The organism is Nocardia asteroides, assembly GCF_900637185.1.
Taxonomy (GTDB): domain Bacteria; phylum Actinomycetota; class Actinomycetes; order Mycobacteriales; family Mycobacteriaceae; genus Nocardia; species Nocardia asteroides.
This window is the reverse complement of sequence record NZ_LR134352.1, coordinates 4,485,593-4,503,541: the sequence shown is the minus strand read 5'-3', so window position 1 is coordinate 4,503,541 and position 17,949 is coordinate 4,485,593. Positions and strand designations below refer to the sequence as shown.

At 67.5% G+C, this 17,949-nt stretch carries 13 protein-coding genes; 8 read left to right on the top strand and 5 right to left on the bottom strand.

The genetic code is table 11. The features are described 5' to 3' along the window. Positions 1–12 precede the first annotated feature (12 nt). Together EL493_RS21070 and EL493_RS21065 are read right to left on the bottom strand one after the other, a co-directional pair. Entirely contained in the window at positions 13–1,842 is a 1,830-nt protein-coding gene (locus tag EL493_RS21070) for an acyl-CoA dehydrogenase (protein ID WP_019047311.1), read from the bottom strand. 234 nt (positions 1,843–2,076) lie between these two features. Further along, the gene (locus EL493_RS21065) at positions 2,077–3,285 is read right to left on the bottom strand and encodes a TetR/AcrR family transcriptional regulator (RefSeq protein ID WP_019047310.1); all 1,209 of its coding nucleotides are present in this window, start codon (positions 3,283–3,285) and stop codon (positions 2,077–2,079) included. A 343-nt stretch (positions 3,286–3,628) separates the two neighbouring features. On the opposite strand from EL493_RS21065, the gene EL493_RS21060 reads away from it, so the two are divergent. The 8 genes from EL493_RS21060 (at position 3,629) to EL493_RS21025 (ending at position 11,631) form a co-directional block, all read left to right on the top strand. Further along, the gene (locus EL493_RS21060) at positions 3,629–4,384 is read left to right on the top strand and encodes a lysophospholipid acyltransferase family protein (RefSeq protein WP_019047309.1); all 756 of its coding nucleotides are present in this window, start codon (positions 3,629–3,631) and stop codon (positions 4,382–4,384) included. A 106-nt stretch (positions 4,385–4,490) separates the two neighbouring features. Further along, positions 4,491–5,351, top strand: coding sequence for an alpha/beta fold hydrolase (locus tag EL493_RS21055; protein WP_030202297.1), 861 nt, complete (start codon positions 4,491–4,493; stop codon positions 5,349–5,351). After that, on the top strand, positions 5,348–6,373 hold the full coding sequence (locus EL493_RS21050; protein ID WP_019047307.1) for a VOC family protein: 1,026 nt from the start codon (positions 5,348–5,350) through the stop codon (positions 6,371–6,373). Before EL493_RS21055 ends, EL493_RS21050 begins: the two co-directional genes overlap by 4 nt. After that, positions 6,370–8,124 (top strand): bifunctional 3-(3-hydroxy-phenyl)propionate/3-hydroxycinnamic acid hydroxylase MhpA, encoded by a 1,755-nt coding sequence (mhpA, locus tag EL493_RS21045; RefSeq protein ID WP_019047306.1) that lies wholly within the window; start codon positions 6,370–6,372, stop codon positions 8,122–8,124. Before EL493_RS21050 ends, mhpA begins: the two co-directional genes overlap by 4 nt. Beyond that, positions 8,121–8,939, top strand: a complete 819-nt coding sequence (locus tag EL493_RS21040) for a 2-keto-4-pentenoate hydratase (protein ID WP_019047305.1) — start codon at positions 8,121–8,123, stop codon at positions 8,937–8,939. The genes mhpA and EL493_RS21040 overlap by 4 nt, the downstream gene beginning before the upstream one ends. Further along, on the top strand, positions 8,936–9,880 hold the full coding sequence (locus EL493_RS21035) for an acetaldehyde dehydrogenase (acetylating) (protein WP_019047304.1): 945 nt from the start codon (positions 8,936–8,938) through the stop codon (positions 9,878–9,880). Before EL493_RS21040 ends, EL493_RS21035 begins: the two co-directional genes overlap by 4 nt. Then, complete coding sequence (gene dmpG / locus EL493_RS21030; protein WP_019047303.1) at positions 9,877–10,887, top strand: 4-hydroxy-2-oxovalerate aldolase; 1,011 nt, start codon at positions 9,877–9,879, stop codon at positions 10,885–10,887. The genes EL493_RS21035 and dmpG overlap by 4 nt, the downstream gene beginning before the upstream one ends. Positions 10,888–10,983: 96 nt before the next feature. Further along, positions 10,984–11,631: a TetR/AcrR family transcriptional regulator gene (locus tag EL493_RS21025; RefSeq protein ID WP_019047302.1), complete on the top strand. Its 648-nt coding sequence runs from the start codon at positions 10,984–10,986 to the stop codon at positions 11,629–11,631. Between the two features lie 72 nt (positions 11,632–11,703). On the opposite strand, the gene EL493_RS21020 is transcribed toward EL493_RS21025, so the two are convergent. From EL493_RS21020 to EL493_RS21010, 3 genes are all read right to left on the bottom strand, one after another. Then, the gene (locus EL493_RS21020; protein WP_019047301.1) at positions 11,704–15,324 is read right to left on the bottom strand and encodes a WD40 repeat domain-containing protein; all 3,621 of its coding nucleotides are present in this window, start codon (positions 15,322–15,324) and stop codon (positions 11,704–11,706) included. Continuing rightward, positions 15,321–16,691, bottom strand: coding sequence for a toll/interleukin-1 receptor domain-containing protein (locus EL493_RS21015; protein ID WP_019047300.1), 1,371 nt, complete (start codon positions 16,689–16,691; stop codon positions 15,321–15,323). The genes EL493_RS21020 and EL493_RS21015 overlap by 4 nt, the downstream gene beginning before the upstream one ends. Before the next feature lie 171 nt (positions 16,692–16,862). Beyond that, positions 16,863–17,894 (bottom strand): LacI family DNA-binding transcriptional regulator, encoded by a 1,032-nt coding sequence (locus tag EL493_RS21010; protein ID WP_198040972.1) that lies wholly within the window; start codon positions 17,892–17,894, stop codon positions 16,863–16,865. Between the last annotated feature and the right edge of the window lie 55 nt (positions 17,895–17,949).

The following is a 17,949-nucleotide window of genomic DNA, read 5'->3' as shown; positions in this document are numbered from 1 at the left end:
GCCGGTCAGGCGTCAGAAGGCGGCTACGTCGAGATCCATGATGGCGGCATCGATGTCGGAGATCACCGCACGGTCGGTGCTGAGCCTCGGCAGGACGGTTCTGGCGAAGTAGGACGCGACTGCGATCTTGCCCTGGTAGAGGTCGCGGTCCTTGGTGGCGGAGGGTAGGGCCGCCGCGGCGACCTCCGCGGCCGCCAGCAGTCGCCATCCGATCAGCAGATCGCCGACCGCGAGCAGGAAGCGCACGGACTCGAGCCCCACCTTGTACAGCTCGCGGCCGTTGTCGGCGGCCGCGAGCAGGTGCTGGGTCAGCGTGGCGGTCATCGCCTGCACGTCCTCGAGCGCTGTGAGCAACAGTGCGCGTTCGACCTTGAACTCCGGCGTCCCGGCTTCGGGCTGCGCGGATACCCGGACCTGTTCGGCGACGTGGGCCAGGGCCACACCGCGGTCGCGGGCGATCTTGCGGAAGAAGAAGTCCTGCGCCTGGATGGCGGTGGTGCCCTCGTACAGCGAGTCGATCTTGGCGTCGCGGATGTACTGCTCGATCGGGTAGTCCTGCAGGAAGCCGGAGCCACCGAAGGTCTGCAGCGAGTCGGTCAGGTACTGGTAGGCGCGCTCGGAGCCGACACCCTTGACGATCGGGAGCAGCAGATCGTTCACCCGCGCGGCGAGCTCGGCATCGGCGCCCGACACGTGCAGCGCGGTGGCCGGGTCCTGGTGGGCGGCGGTGTAAAGGTAGATCGCGCGTAGGCCTTCGGCGTAGGCCTTCTGCATCATCAGCGAGCGGCGGACATCCGGGTGGTGGCTGATGGTCACCTTCGGGGCGGTCTTGTCGGCGATCTGGGTCAGGTCGGAACCCTGGACGCGGGTCTTGGCGTATTCCAGGGCGTTGAGGTAACCGGTCGACAGGGTCGCGATGGCCTTGGTGCCGACCATCATGCGCGCTTCCTCGATGACCTCGAACATCTGCGCGATGCCGTTGTGCACCTCGCCGACCAGCCAGCCCTTGGCGGGCACACCGTGGCCGCCGAAGGTGAGTTCACACGTGGCCGAGGCCTTCAGTCCCATCTTGTGCTCGACATTGGTGACGAACACGCCGTTGCGATCACCGAGTTCTCCTGTCTCGGAGTCGAAATGGAACTTCGGCACCAGGAACAGGCTCAAACCCTTGGTCCCCGGGCCCGCGCCCTCGGGGCGGGCCAGGACCTGGTGGATGATGTTGTCGGACAAATCGTCGGCATCTGCCGAGGTGATGAACCGCTTGACGCCCTCGATGTGCCAGGAGCCGTCCTCCTGCGCGACGGCCTTGGTGCGGCCTGCGCCGACATCGGAACCGGCGTCCGGCTCCGTCAGCACCATCGTCGCGCCCCACTTCTTCTCGACCGCGAGCCTGCCCCAGCGCCGTTGTTCGTCGGTACCGATGCGCTCGACGATATCGGCCATGCCGGGCCCGGTCAGGTACATGTACGCCGCGGGCTGGGCGCCCAGAAGCAGTTCGTTGATCGCCCACGCCAGCATGCGCGGCGCCGCGATGCCGCCGATGGCCTCGGACTTCGCGACACGCCACCATTCGGCGTCCTGCCACGCCCGAACCGAGTGCTTGAACCCCTCCGGTAGTCGCACGGTGTGGGTCGATGGATCGAATTCCGGTGGATTGCGGTCGGTTTCGGCGAACGAGGCCGCCACCGGCCCCTCGGCGATCCGGGCCGCCTCGGCGAGCATCGTGCGCACGGTGTCGTCGTCGAGGTCGCCGAACGCGCCGGAACGCAATACGTCGGCCAGGCCGAAGACCTCCAGCAGGTTGAACTCGAGGTCTCGGACGTTGCTCTTGTAATGGCCCACGGGCCCAGTCCCTTCGATGGTCCGGTCTCGAGACGACCGGAAGGTGAGGTGGAGAGGGCGCAGATCAGATACGCGCCGTGGGCCATTGTGATGGCGCGCCGAGGCGCTACGCAACCGTAAGTTACTGGCCGCTAAGGCGATAGATCCGAGCGGTGTCTCGCAGTCCATGTCAGGATCTGGTACTGCCGAGCTAAGTTGATCACAGCTAAATTCGATGTTGAGAGTGCGTCGTCGTCAGTCGTGCAGTGCGATGCGGTCGCCGATCGCTGTCAGCGCACCCGCGAGGTTCTGGCGGCCGAGGGCGCGGGGATTGCGCACCGCGTCGATCACGACCGTGCTGATCGCCTGGATGAGGATCCGGGCCTCCGGCGGTGTCAATTCGGCACGGGCGCTCTGCAGCAGCCGGGCCCAGCTCAAGACGCCGTCGCGATGGACCCGGCGGTAGCGCGTGGCCTGCGGGTCCGGCAGGTGCCCGACCTCGCTGACGGTGGTACCGAGCAAGTCCGGTTGTTCGAGCGCGAATCCGACGAACGATTCCATCAGCAGGTGTACCGATTCCCGGGCGTCACGGCCCTCGGCCAATGCGCGGGCGGTGTACAGGCCGATCCATTGCTCGTTGCGCACGATGATCTCGTTCAGCAGGTCGGCCTTGCTCGAGAAGTGGTGATAGAGCGCGGGACCGCGCACGCCGACAGCGGCCCCGATGTCCTCGATGCCCACCGCGGCATAGCCGCGGGAGTTGAACAGCCGTGCCGCGGCGCCGATGAGGCGTTCGGGCCGGACGGCACGCTCGAACTCCGCGGCCTGGGACGGCGCCGTCTGCGGCCGGGGTGCCCGGAGCGCGGCTCCGCCCGGGGGCAGGTCGGTGGTGAGAAGCCGCAGGATCGCGGCATCGAGCACGGAGGTGAACGTGGATATCGGCAACCGCTGGCGGTGATACGACGGGCTGACCGCGACCGAGAGGATGCACCAGCTGAGCAGCTCGACATCCCTACCGGGTAGCTGCGGGCGCCGCGCACGCACCGCCCGGCGCAGGTAGCCGGTCAATCGAACCGCGCGGACCAGCACCGAATAGCGGTGCGCGGGGGTGAGGTTGCGGAACTCGAGCTGCCACAGCCGGGGTAGCCCGCGCAGTTCCAGAGCGATCGCGACGAGTTCCTCGAATACCCGATGTCCGCTCGCGTCCTCGGCCGCTGCGGCGTCCAGCCGGGCGACCGTCGCGTCCAGTCCCGACATCAGGCAGTAGCCCAGCAGTTCCTGTTTGTTGCGGAAGTGGCGATACAGCGCCGTCGACGAAATCCCGACGGCGGCGGCGATATCGGTCATGGACGTGCCGTGGTAGCCCGCTCGGGAGAAGGCGTCGGCGGCCGCGGTGAGGATGGTGGCGCGGCGGTCGCGGGGGCGTCGGCGGATCGGCGGGCCGGCCGGGGTGCTGGTGCTCATCGCCTCCCAGTGTGGCCTACCGGCGCCCTGCCTCCAGGCCCGGCGTCGCCGCGTCTACCTCGCCCGTTCGGGTGTGCCTTTCGGCCGGCCAGGTGGATCAGCTCACATTTGGGTGAGTTGTGAATCAAGAGTGATCACATCATCAATATAGTGGTGTTCGTAAGAAAGAGGGGGATGGGGTGGTTCGGCAGCGGCGCCGGATCCGAGATCTCGTCATTCGTCGAAATGTGTGGATTGCCCGGGCGGCGACACAATGCAAGGGAAGCGAGAAACAGTGCCTGACAGTGGTGTTCAGCCGCTCCACGATGGGCCGTGCGACGAATCGCCGCAGGGCGGCGGGCAGGTGAGATCCGAGCCGGTCATCGTGCGAGTCCTGCTCCGGGTGTTCCGGTGGTACCACCGCCACGAGGTCGGCGGCGTGCTGGAGCCGCCCCCGGGGCCGGTGCTGTACGTGGCCAACCACGGCTTCGGTGGTGCCTTCGACCTCAATGTGCTGGCTGCGCGCTCGGCCTACGCCCATATCGGAGATCCGCGGGGCGTGATCACGCTGACGCATCACCTGGCCTGGGTGATCGGGCTCGGCCCGATTCTGGCCAGGATGGGTGCCGAGCCCGCGACCGGGGAGAACGCGTGCCGGGCGCTCGGGCGTGGTGAGCATGTTCTCGTCTTCCCGGGTGGCGATGTCGATGCCTTCAAGTCGTGGGGTGAACGCGACCGGATCATCTTCGACGGCCGGACCGGTTTCGCCCGGCTGGCGATCGAGGCGGCCGTGCCGATTGTTCCGGTGGTCACGTCGGGGGGAGGCGAATCGCTGATCTGCCTGTCCGACGGGCGCGGGCTCGCACGCCGGCTCCGCCTCGACAAGGCGCTGCGGCTCAAGCGCCTGCCGGTGACGCTGTCGCTGCCCTGGGGCCTGACTGTCGGGATCGCGGGGTTGCTGCCCTACATCCCGCTGCCGACCAAGATTCGGACCGCGGTGCTCCCCGCGATGCGGCCGAGGCCGGGGGAGTCGGCCGCCGAGTTCGCCGAGCGGGTCCGCCACGCGATGCAGGTCGAGCTCGATCGCCAGACCGTGCGCCGGATACCGCTGCTCGGGTAGTGCCGGCCGCCGTCCAGTTCTGAGTTTTTCATCAGAATGGCTTGACGAGGGATCAATCGAATGTGATGATATTATCAACTTCACTGGGAGGTACATCGTGACAAGCATCGACAAGGGAGTCGACACCGGCCGGACGGTGCAGGTCGGCGACCGCGAGATCTATTTCACCGAGTTCGGATCAGGACCTGCGGTCGTGCTGCTGCACGGCGGCGGCCCCGGCGCGACCGGGCTGTCGAACTACTCGCGCAACATCGAGGCGCTGGCGGAGCACTTCCGGGTGCTCGTGCTGGACATGCCGGGCTACGGCCGGTCGTCGAAATACCTCGACCAGTCCGATCCCTTCGGTTACCTGGCGCGCGTGCTCGGCGAGTTCCTCGACGTCCTGAAGATCGACTCGGCGCACCTGATCGGCAACTCCTACGGCGGTGCCGCGGCGCTGCGGCTGGCGATGGACCGGCCGGGCAAGGTCGGTCGCCTGGTCCTGATGGGCCCCGGCGGCGTCGGTTCGACCCGCGCCCTGCCCACCCAGGGCCTGCAGGAACTTCTCAACTACTACCGGGGTGATGGTCCCAGCCGCGAGAAGATCATCCGGTTCATCCGTGAGTACCTGGTGTACGACGGTGCGACAGTGCCGGACGAACTGATCGAGGAGCGCTACCGGGCCAGCATCGAACCCGAGGTCGTCGCGCACCCACCGTTGCGCCGGCCTTCCGGCTTGTTCGCCCTGCGCACGCTCTTCCGGATGGACCTCACCCGGGATTCGCGCCTGAGCAAGGTGCCGCACCCCACGCTGGTGGTGTGGGGCGAGGACGACAAGGTCAACCGGCCGTCCGGGGGCAAGATGCTCGCCGAGACCATGCCCGACTGCGATCTGTACCTGCTGGCGCGGACCGGTCACTGGGCGCAGTGGGAACGAGCCGAGCTGTTCAACACCCTCGCGATCGCCTACCTGAAGGCCGAGCGATGACCGGCGCAGACGTCTTCGGTGACGGGTCGGTCTTCGGGGCCGTCCACCTGGGGTACGTCGTGGTGGAGTCCGCACGGCTGGCCGACTGGCGGCGTTTCGGCGTCGACGCGATCGGCATGCACGCCGACCAGGTCGACCACGGCACCCTGCGCTTCCGCCTCGACGATCACGCGTGCCGGTTCCTGGTGGAGCACGGCCCGCAGGAGGACGTGACCGCGATCGGCTGGCAGGTCGACGATCACCAGTCCTTCGACCGCATCCTCGCGCGCGTGTCGGATCGCGGTGTGCCGATCACCGAGGGCAGCGCCGAGGACGCGGCTCGCCGCGGCGTCGAGCGCCTGTGGCGGTTCCCCGGTCCCAAGGGGATCGCGCAGGAGATCTTCACCGTCCCCGTCACGACCCCCGAGCCGCTGCGCATGCTCAGCTCCGGGTGGGTGACCGGCGAAGCCGGCATGGGGCATGTCGCGATCGTGTCGAAGGAACCCGAAGCGCTGCGGGGCTACTACCAGACGGTCTTCGACTCCCGGCTCAGCGACTACATCGACGAGAACGTCTCCGGCCTCACCCTCAAGATCCGGTTCCTGCGGGTGAACGAGCGGCACCACTCGATCGCCATCGCCAATATCCGCGGCGTCAAGATCGATCCCATCCGAACTCGGGTGCAGCACATCAACATCCAGTCGGGCACGCTCGACGACGTGCTGGCCGCGTACGGACGTGTCACCGATCTCGGTTTCCGGATGGCCTGGTCGGTCGGCCAGCACACCAATGATCGGGAGCTGTCCTTCTACTGCGTCACCCCGTCGGGCTTCGAACTCGAGGTCGGCTGGAACCCGATCGTGTTCGGTCCGGAACGCGAATCCACCTGGGAGCCGACCACTTACCAGGGCATCAGCATCTGGGGCCACACCCCGGTCGGCGAGACCGTGCTGGACAAGTTCGCTCAGTTCCGGCAGGTCGTCCGGACCTTGCGGACACCCGAGATCACTGTTCCCCAACTCACCGGAGGCATGGCGCGATGACATCGTTCGACTACGACGTGGTAGTCGTCGGGCTGGGGCCCACCGGCCTGACGTTGGCGAATCTGCTCGGCCGTCGCGGCGTGCGGGTACTGGTGCTCGAGCGTGAGCCGGAGTTCTACGGCCTGGCGCGGGCGGTCTACACCGACGACGAAGGCATGCGGATCTTCCAGACCGCCGGCGTCGCCGACGAAGCCTCGGCCCAGATGAACCTCGACTGCACCGTGCAGTGGGTACGCAGCGACGGCTCGGTGCTCGCCCAGTTCAACCAGGCCTCGCGCCCGCTGGGGTGGCCGGTGGCCAACTTCCTGTACCAGCCCTACCTGGAGAACACGCTCGAAAACGCCCTGGAGCGCTATGCGCACGTGACGGTGCGCCGCGGGCGGGAGGTCCTCAGCTTCGACCAGGACGCCGACGGTGTCCTCGTCCGGCATGCCGAATGCCGCGGCACCGGGTACGGCAAACACGACGTCGACACCGACCCGGCGACCGCCGAGGAGGTGCGCGCGAAGTTCCTCGTCGGCTGCGACGGCGGCCGCAGCGTGGTGCGCACGCAGCTGGGCATCGACATGACCGGCACCAGCTTCCCCGAACGCTGGCTCGTGGTCGACCTGCTCGCCAACGACGGCGTCGACGCCTTCCGGCATCTGCCGTACTTCAACTTCGTCTGTGATCCCGAGCTGCCGACGGTGTCGTGTCCGCAACCCGGTGGACACCACCGGTTCGAGTTCATGCTCAACGACGAGCAGAGCAAAGAAGAGATGGAGGACCCCGACCGGGTCCGCGATCTCATCGGCCGCTACGTCGACCCCGACGAAGTGACGGTGCTGCGCAAACTGGTCTACACCTTCAATGCCGTGGTCGCCGACCGGTGGCGAGCGGGACGCATCCTGCTCGCCGGTGACGCCGCGCACATGACCCCGCAATTCATCGGCCAGGGCATGAACTCCGGTGTTCGCGACGCCGACAACCTCTCCTGGAAGCTCGGCGCGATCATCCAGCACGGCGCCGATCTCGACCTTCTCGACACCTACGAGACCGAGCGACGGCCGCACGCGAAGGCGATGATCGATCTGTCGGTTTTCAACAAGAGCCTCGTCTCGATCGACAACCGGTTCGCCGCGGGCGCTCGCGACGTCGCCTTGGCCACCGCGCTGAAGGTTCCCGGGCTGAACACCTGGATCCGGGAAGCCAAGATGAAGCCGTCCCCGCGGTTCAAGCGTGGTGCGTACTTCGGGCTCCCCCGCAATGTGTTGCGCGGGGTGGAAGGCACCCTGGCACCGCAGCCCGACGTCCGCACCTTCGACGGACGCCACCAGCGCCTCGACGACGCGCTCGGCCTCGGCTTCGCTGTCGTCGGTTACGGTGTCGATCCGCGCGACGGTCTCAGCGTCGCCCAGCGCAACGCCTTGCAGATCCTCGGTACGCGGTTCGTCACCGTGTATCCGACCGGTGGCCGCCCGCAGGGTGAGCCGGGCGACGCGCGCGTTCCCGCCACCGACTACGCCGACGTCGAGGACCACACCGGCGAACTGGCCCGCTGGTTCGCCAAAGCCGGTGTCGCCCAAGGTGGCACGGTGCTGCTCCGCCCGGACAGGTACGTGTTCGGCACCAGCGCGAAATCCGGCGCCACCGAACTGGTCACCGCGCTGCTCGTCCGCCTCGCCGTCACCCCCGCGATGCTGACCGCCGATCACAACCCCCTGCGCGTCGTGGCGTCCGCAGCGCCGAACACCCTGGAGGAAGCACGATGACCACGACCATCGAAGGACGGTCCGCCGTCCGCGCCGCGGCCGACCGCCTCGCGACCGCCACCGACTTGGGCGTGCCCGTGGCAGCGGTGCGCGACCTCATCGGCGCCGACGACGTGGACCTGGCGTACGCGGTGCAGAGCTTGGGCACTCGTCGGCGCCTCGACACGGGCGCTCGCATCGTCGGGCACAAGATCGGGTTGACCTCCACGGCCGTGCAGCGGCAACTCGGTGTCGACCAGCCCGATTTCGGTGTGCTCTTCCACGACATGGACGCCGGTGCGACGCCGCGGTCCGAGCGGCCCCGGCTGCTGCAGCCCAAGATCGAGGCCGAACTCGCCTTCGTCCTCGGCGCCGACCTGACCGGCGACGACCTCGACCCCATCACCGTGCGCGGCGCGGTCGACTACGCCGCCCCCGCGCTCGAGATCGTGGACAGCCGCATCGCGGGCTGGGACATCACCTTCGGCGACACCGTCGCCGACAACGCTTCGAGTGGCTGGTTCGTACTGGGCGAACAGCGGCTCTCGCTCGATGATTTCGAGCCGCGGGAGATCACGATGGCCATGCGTGTCGACGGCGAGATCGTCTCGCGCGGAAAGGGCGTGGACTGCCTCGGCGACCCGCTGCTGGCACTGGCCTGGCTGGCCCGCACCGCCCAGGCCCTGGGCGACCCGCTGCGCGCGGGCGAGATCGTGCTCTCCGGCGCGCTGGGGCCGATGGCACCACTGGCGCCCGGCGCGCGGGTGCACGCCGAACTGTCACAGCGCTCGGGGCCGCTCGGCACCGTCGACTTCACCCTGGAGGAGGAGCAATGAGCCGCACCAAAGTCGCCGTCATCGGCTCGGGCAACATCGGCACCGACCTGATGATCAAGGTGTTGCGCCTGTCCGACACCCTCGAGATGGCCGCCATGGTCGGTATCGACCCGGAGTCCGACGGGCTCGCCCGGGCCGGCCGGCTCGGGGTGCAAACCACCGCCCGCGGTGTCGCCGGTCTGATCGCCCTGCCGGATTTCGACGACATCGACATCGTCTTCGACGCCACCTCGGCCGGCGCGCACAAGGCCAATGCCGCCGCTCTCGCGCCCTACGGCAAACGCCTGATCGACCTGACCCCCGCCGCGGTCGGCCCGTTCGTCGTTCCGGCGGTGAACCTGGAACAGCACCTGGCGGCCGACAACGTCAACATGGTCACCTGCGGTGGCCAGGCGACGATCCCGGTGGTCGCGGCCATCGCGCGGGTCACCGCGGTGCCCTATGCCGAGATCGTCGCGTCGATCGCGTCGAAATCGGCGGGCCCCGGCACCCGCGCCAATATCGACGAGTTCACCGAGACCACGTCGAACGCGATCGCCGCGGTGGGCGGCGCTCAGCGCGGCCGGGCGATCATCGTGCTCAACCCCGCCGAGCCGCCGCTGATCATGCGCGACACCGTGCTGGCGCTCATCGATTCCGCCGACGCGGAGGTCCACGCGCGGATCAAGGAATCGATCCTGGCCATGGTGGCCGATGTCGCCGCCTACGTGCCGGGCTACCGGTTGAAGCAGGACGTGCAGATCACGCCGGTCGAGGCCGGAGCTCCGCTGCGCACACTCGTCGGCGACGCCCCGGTCACCCACCAGGTCAGCGTCTTCCTCGAGGTGGAAGGCGCCGCGCACTACCTGCCCGCCTACGCGGGCAACCTCGACATCATGACCTCGGCCGCGGTGCAGGTCGCCGAACGGATCGCCGCAGCCACCAAGGAGAGCGTCCGATGACCACCGAAGTCTTCCTGCAGGACGTCACCCTGCGCGACGGCATGCATGCCCTGCGGCACCGCATCGAACCCGACACGGTCGCCCGGATCGCCGCCGCGCTCGACGCCGCCGGCGTGGACGCGATCGAGGTCGCCCACGGCGACGGGCTGCACGGTGGCAGCCTCAACTACGGACCGGGCAGCCACACCGACTGGGAATGGATCGAAGCCGCCGCGGGCGCGCTGCAATTCGCCCGGCTGACGACCCTGCTGCTGCCCGGCATCGGCACCATCGAGGACCTGCGCCGCGCGTTCGACCTCGGCGTCCGCTCGGTCCGGGTGGCCACCCACTGCACCGAGGCCGACATCGCCGCCCAGCACATCTCCTACGCGCGCGAACTCGGCATGGACGTGTCCGGCTTCTTGATGATGAGCCACATGAACAGCCCGGAAGGTCTCGCCGGCCAGGCGAAACTCATGGAAAGCTATGGCGCGCACTGCGTCTACGTCACCGACTCCGGCGGGCGGCTCACCATGAACGGTGTCCGAGAACGCGTCCGCGCCTACCGTGACGTGCTCGAACCGGGCACCGAGATCGGCATCCACGCCCACCAGAACCTCTCGCTGTCCGTCGCGAACAGTGTGGTCGCGGTGGAGGAGGGCGTGACCCGCGTCGACGCCTCCCTGGCCGGCCTCGGCGCCGGCGCGGGCAACACGCCACTCGAAGCGTTCGTCGCGGTCGCCGACCTGACCGGCTGGGAACACGGAGCGAATCTCGACCAGCTGACCGACGCCGCCGACGACCTGATCCGGCCGTTGATGGATCGTCCCGTCCAGGTCGACCGCGAGACGCTGACCCTCGGCTACGCCGGCGTCTACTCGAGCTTCCTGCGCCACGCCGAGAACGCCTCGGCCACCTACGGTGTCGACGTGCGCACGTTGCTCACCGCCGCCGGTCGGCGCGGTCTGGTGGGCGGACAGGAAGACATGATCGCCGATATCGCGCTCGACCTGGTCGGCGATCACTGAGACTTCCGGCCTGCGCGGGCCGGAAGGTGACGCGGTCCCAGCCTTTGTCACAGGAGGCTGGGGCCGCCGTCCCGACGAGCCGGAGGACGGTGCGCGATGATCGCCGGTGCCAGGCGGTACGCAGGCCAGAGTGTCGCGCAGCGCAAAGCGCGCCGGCGACAGCAGTTCCTGGACGCCGCGACCCGGATCTGCGCCGAGCGCGGCCACCTCGCCTGCTCGCTCCTCGACCTCTGCGAATCCGCGTCCCTGTCGAAGCGGCAGTTCTACGAGGAATTCCGAACCCTCGACGAAGCACTCGTCACGGCCTATTTCCAGGTCCAGGACGACGCGGCCGTCGCGGTGGCCCGCGCACTGGCCGACCCGACTGTTCGCACCGACCCACATATGGCGGTGCGCGCGGCCCTGACCGCCTATTTCGTGTCGATCGACAGCGCGCCCCATCGCGCAGCCTTTGCCGTACTCCCAGTGAGCGGTGCCGGTGGACTCGTCGAACGGCAGTGCGGGGCCCGCGCCCAGCAATGGGCGGGCCACATCCAGAGTTTCCTGGAGACGGAAGGCACGCGCCTGGACGGCGACACCGCCCGGCTGCTCACCGCGGCGGTCAACGCACTCGCACGCGAATGGATGACCCGCGAGCCCGAGCTCCCTTTGTCGAGCTCGGTCGAGTTGCTGGCAGACATTGCGATGCTGTTGGTGACGCGAGGGGTTTCGTCGGATTGCGTGGCAGCGAATCAGCGTGCGTAGTGCGACTTCGCAGAGAATCCCGATGTCTCGGGCAGGTGGATGTGCCGGTCGATATCGGCGCGGCACGACCGATCAGGCTGTGGGTTTGTCCCGGCACAGCTCCGAACTCGGAGGATCGGTGGAAACCCAATCCTTCCAGTCCTCGTCGCTGGGGTTCGAGGTGAGTTTGTCGCAGATCGCGTCCCGCCACGCGGCGGGTCCCGGTATCTGCCAGATCCCGCCGCCTTCGAATGCAGAGGTTTTGTTCAAGGCGATCTTCTGGGAAAGGACGAAGACGCGACGCCCATCCGTGCTGAAGTCCAGAAGTGGGGTCGGGCCGAGCCGGGCGGTGACGATCGGTTCGCCGATCTGACGTCCGGTGTCGGCATCCCAGAACCGCACTGTGTAGTCCGAGGACGTGGAGACCAGGTACCGGCCGTCGGGACTGTAGTTGACGGATTCGAGAGGCTCGTCGTGGCCCTCGAGAGGCTCGCCGACGGCCTCGCCGCTTTCGGCGTCCCATTGGCGGATCGTGACACCGTCAGCGACCGCGATGCGCCGGTTGTCGTCTCGGAGCTCCATTGCCGTGGCGAAGCCCTCGATGATCTTGCCGACCGGTTGCCATGTCTTCCCATCCCAGATCCGCACGGAATCGTAGCTGCGGGAATAGAGCCGTTGCCCATCCTCGCTGAATACGAGCTCTTCCACGCCGTTCGTGTGTCCTGTCAACGGCTCCCTGATCTGATGCCCCGATGCCCAGTCCCAGAGCCTGATCGTCTTGTCACCACTTCCCGTCGCGAGTGTCGTCCCATCCGGGCTGAACGCCACCGCGCTCAGCGTACCGATGTGCCCCTTCATCGGTGCGCCGCGCTGCCGACCGTCCTGCAGATCGAGGACGCGAACGTCGTTGTCTCGGCCCACGACTGCGAGCCAGCGACCATCCGGGCTGAAAGAGATCTGCATTGCGCCGCGGAGCGCCTCGGAAACGAGAACCGCCCCAATCCGTTCTCCGGTGTCGGCATCCAACCGTTGCAGCTCACCGTCGCGGTAGATGACGATCTGGGGGCGCTCGGTTTCGGTGTCTATCGACAGGCGGGTATCCGTCATCGCCTGTTCGACCACCCGGCTACTGCCTACCTTGGCGGGCAACCCCATGGTGGGATCGGCGTGGAATATCTGGCCGGTATCGTCGGCAACCGCAACGATCCGATTGCCGTCGGGGGTGAAAGCGACGTCCTGGACAGCAGCATTGAGGCTGAGTGGATCGCCCACCTGCCGACCGGTGTCCGGGTCCCACAGGCGCACAGTCTTGTCGTCGCCGCCGGTGACGATACGGCCCCCGTCCGGGCTGAAGGCCACCGATACGACGGCACCGAAGTTGCCGGTCTCGGGGTCGGGGATTGCTGTGCCGGTCTCGGTGTTCCAGATTCGCAGTGGTGTACCCGCGTTCGCCAAAGGGCCGACGCCGACGGTATTGCCACCGGCGGCGACGAGACGGCCGTCGGGACTGAAGCTCAGACTCCATATCGCTTCGGCCTCGCCGATGCGCGGGTCGCCGGAAGGTACCGTTTCGCCGAGTGCCGCGCCGCTGTGGGCGTCCCAGAGCTCGACAGTCTTCGTGGAACCGGCTGAAGCCAGGCGATTGCCATCCGGACTGAACGCCAGCGCACGCACCTGTGTATCAGCCGCGCCCATCGCAGGCCCGATCTGCCGCCCGGTCCGGGCGTCCCACAACCGTGTGTGATCCCCGTAGCTCGCGGCGACCCGGTTACCATCCGGACTGACGACAACGGCTGTCGTCCGGCCCGCACTGTCCGTCAGCGGCTGCCCGATCGGCTTGCCCGTCGCCGAGTCCCACACCCGAATGATTCTGTCGGGGTCGCTCAATACCAGATACCGTCCGTCCGCGCTCACCGCCTCGACTGTGCCGTCGACGACCAACGGCTCTCCGATCGGTTTTCCCGCCTCCGTGTCCACCAGCACGATTCCGGACGGTGCGCGAGTGACGATCCGCCGACCGTCGGTACTGAGCACACCACCCTCCGCGTCCAGGCCGATGATCTTGTGTAAACGGGCTTCGTTCCGCAAGGTGGTCAAGAGCGCACCGAGGTCGGGAGTCGTCGAGATATCCTGTGCGGCGAGCAGTTTGTTGAGAGCCGCCAACTCGCTGCCGGGCTGGCCGCCGGCCAGCATCGACTGCGCCTGCGAGGTCAGACGACCAGCGAGCGCTTCTTTGCTGCGATCAGCCGCGTCGTTGCGGGCATCGGTGGCTGACCGCCAATTGATCACGGCCAGGACAGCCAGGACGACCGAGACCACGCACACAACGGCCAGCACAGCGGACAGCCGCCGGAATCGCCGTCCGGCCCGCCGCTCACCCTCCAGTTCGACCTCGCGTCGGGCGGCAGCGTCCAGGAGGGCCTGCTTCTCCCGTTCCACCCGGGCCGCGTGCGCCGTGCGCTCTGTTTCCGAGCGTCGCCGGTCGCGATGTTCCCGCACGACGCCGGTGAGCACATCGTGGGTCAGTTCTATCCGTTGCGCTCCGTGGTATTCCTCCAGTCGCACCAGGCGTGAGCGGATCAGCCGATCGAGTTCGTCGCCGGTCAGCCGCGACGGCACCGCGTCCTCACGGGGGTAGCTGTCGCGAAAGCCCTTCTCGGTGATCAGTTCCGACTCGATGAATTCGGCGACCTGCGGTGACAGATCACGCACACACGACAGGTAGTAGTTCGACAGAATGTCGCGCTGGGCCTCCTTCACCAGCTGTTCGTCGAAGTGCGCCCGTCCACTCCGCTTCCGCTCTTCGTTGAGTTCGCGACAGAACAGGCTCAACAGCGCAGGTTCCACATCTGAAGCCGCGAGGTCGTCGGCCTCGGCTGCCGGCACCTCCCGGCCGAGGTGCAGATCCTCACCGGCGATGATGCCGACAACCCGGTGCGCGAGAGCATCGGTGATCAGGTGACCGGACGGTTTGCGGACCGCCTCGAACGCCGCGTCGGCGCGAAAGGGAAGCAGCCGCATCCGGGACCGTCCCAGCGCGGGGATCAACGGGCACCACTCTTCGAGGTTGGGAAGGAAATCCTCCCGCAAGGTGATCAGTAGCTTGAAGTTCTGCGCCCGTAGCCGGAACCGGCCTGCCTCGGCTTCATCACTGTCGATCCGGGCGGCCACTTCGTCGGAAATCCGGTTCTCGGCGAGGTCGCCGAGGTCGTGCATGAATTCCCGCACGGCTTCGGGAACACGCTCACCGCGGGTGAACAGCTCCTCGAACTGGTCGAGAACGATCACCGGCGTGAGCGGATAATTCTGCGCACTCCAGAGTTCGAAGTCTGTGCGATGCAGGTACTCCCAGAGTGACTCGTCATCGCGAGGTAGCACCGCATCGGGTGCGTGGGCCCGGATCGAACCGCGCACCGCTCGGTGCAGCTGGCGAGACAGCGCCGCCGCGTTCCGGGTGAGATCCAATCGGATGTAGATCGGCAGGTAGTTCTCGTCGCGGAGGGCGGGAAACAGGCCGGCGCGCAGCAGCGACGTCTTCCCGAGTCCGGATCGCCCGTACAGGACCGTCACCGGAGCATCGCGGACGTGCCTGAGCAAGGACGCTGCTTCGCGGTCGCGCCCGAAGAAGAACGCCTGCCCGTTCTCCTCGAACGACGCCAGCCCCGGCCACGGGTTCTCGTCGTCGAGTTGTCCGTCTCTCGTTCCGGGAGTCATGCCGCTGCCCGTCGCATCGCGCGAATCTCGTCCTGCAGCATGGCGATGAGCCCCGCGTCCGGCTCGCCGCCGGGCGCGCTACCGAAGTGCAGGCGCCCGAAGGAATCCGGTACCTGCCGGTAGTGGCTCGGGTCGTTGTCGTAGTTGTCGTCGATGATCACGGGCACGATGAAGCGGCGGCTCGGAATGGAGCGTGCACGGTCTGCCGCCTCGTACCATTCTCTGAACACGTACCCCTCGTCCGCGTGCTCGGTGTTCGCCGAGATGATCGGGACGAACAGCCGGACCGATCGGCGGATACGGCTCAGCACCTCGTGTTCCCACGCATCTCCTGGACTGATCCGGCGCTCGTCGAACCACACATCCCCGCCCAGGTTCGTGATGGCGTCGCACACCCGCCGGGCCGCGTCCGCATCCTCCCGCATGTAACTGATGAAGATCGTGGGTGCGTCCGGAAGCGAAGAATCGGCAGAACCGACCGCGTCGCGTTGCCTCGTCGTGGTCTGCCGGAGCCAGCGCGCGTGTAATTCGTCGACGAATTCCGCCGGTTCGATGTCCAGCTGCTGGACCAGCGTCTTACGGCAATACGTGGTGAAGAAGCTCGACAGCGTAGGTTCCCGGGACGCCGAGCAGCCGGCGAGAAAGAACGGAATGCGTTCCAGGGACAGCCGGGTGCTGGAGGACATCCGCAGGAGGAAACGCCCGAGCCAGTCGGGGATCTCACAGCCGATGAAAAGCAGGGGATGCTCCTTCAGCTGAAAGCTGACCCAGTCGGGCAGGCTCGCCTTTTCGCTGAGCAATGCGTGCAGCCACTCGAGCCGATCCTCTTCGTGGATCGCGAATTGCGGCGTCGAAGCGGCTTGACCGTACAGATTCACGACGACGGTGTCGGTGGCCGCGGCCGGTTGCGCGTTGCGCGATTGTTCGTTGGTGGACTGATTAGGGGAGAAGGAGATCTCCCGTGCGCTCGGCCTACCTTGGTACCGGACCGAGTTCACGGCCTTCGCGAGCACCCGGTCGGGCGTCGTGCTCACGAACAGGCGCAGATCATCGATCGCGGCGAGGTTGCGCAGCGCGTCACCGGGCTCGGGATCGACCTCGACGATGATGTCGTTGATGACTCGATACAGCCGCTCGATCTCGTCTTGGCCCCGCTCGCGCACGAACGCCGCCACCGCGTCATCCATGCTGGTCGGTCCGGGCGGCACGGTGAGGTTCCAGCGTCGCGCGAGTCGTCGGCCGATGAGCGAGGAGAACGATTGATCGACATCGTCGATACGGACCCTGGTCGCGTGCGGCCCCACGACCGGAACCAGAACTCGCTGCCGGATATGCGCGAGAAGGTCATCCCAGAAATCGTCGTTCATGCCCACAACACTCGATCCGGATTCCGCCGTCAACACCTGGCACGCCGGGGCTCGAAACCGCCGTGACCAGCATCAGAACGCGTCTAGCAGCGAATTCAGAATAGGGTTCGGGTGGTGCCGCGGCGTAGAGTAGCCGGCTACTCGAACTTTCCCCCGCATCGTTTTCGGCGCTCAGGTTGTGCCGCACCCACAGGATTCGCCTCGTTGCACGGTGACGGGCATCGGGGTCGGGATATCGGTTTCCGCCGGATCGGGGGCGGTGAGAAGAAGACGGTCCAGTGCCAGCTGGGTGATCGCATCGATCGGTTGCTGCACCGCGGTCAGTGTGATCTGGCCGAAGAGCTGGGCAGGGCTGGCGTCGAATCCCACCACGCGGATCCGGTCCGGGACGTCGAGCCCCGCGTCCGTGATCGCGCGGAGGGCGGCGGCGGCCTGAGCGTTGGTCGCGACGACCATGCCGTGCGGAGGCTCGTCACAGGTTCGCAGGTACTCGGTGACCCGGCGATACGCGCCGTCGGCGGTGAGGTCGGTGCGGATGAGCGGCGCGGATTCGCCCGCGACGCCGGTGAATCCGCGATACCGCTGAATGACGGTCTCCCGGTCGCCATAGCGGACGTCTTCGGCGGTCGTCCCGCCGACGAACGCGATGTCGCGGCAGCCGTGCACCTCGGTGAGATGCTCGGCGGCCAGCCTTCCCGCCGCCACGTGGTCGGCGCCGACGATGGGGGAATCGACGGCGTTGCGGGTGTTGTGCACCCAGACCACCGGCATCCGCGCGCGGGCGCAGATCGCGCTGGTCGCGCTCGGATCCACCGCGCCGACGACGATCAGCCCGTCGATACCGACGTCGGCGAACGCCGTCACGAACTCGCGCTCGCGTTCGGGGTCGTATCCGGTGTTGCCGATCATGGTGAGGTGGTCGCGAGCCCTGGCATGGATCTCCGTCCGGCCGACCAGTGCCGCGTAGAGCGGCATCGTCAGATCCGGAACCAGCAGGCCGACCTGACGCCAGCGGCGGGGTCGCCGCAGGGCTCGGGCCAGTCGGTCGGGGCGATACTGCAATTCGTCCGCCGCTTCGATCACCTTGGCGCGTGAGGCTTCCGAGACCGGGCGTGGACCGTCGTTCAGGACATAGCTCACGACGGCGGTGGAGACGCCCGCGCGGGCGGCCACGTCGGCGAGCGTGGGACGTTTAGCGGTCACGATCGGGCCCACTCTGCCGGGCCGCGCGGCCGGATCGAAGGTTTTCGTTCATGGC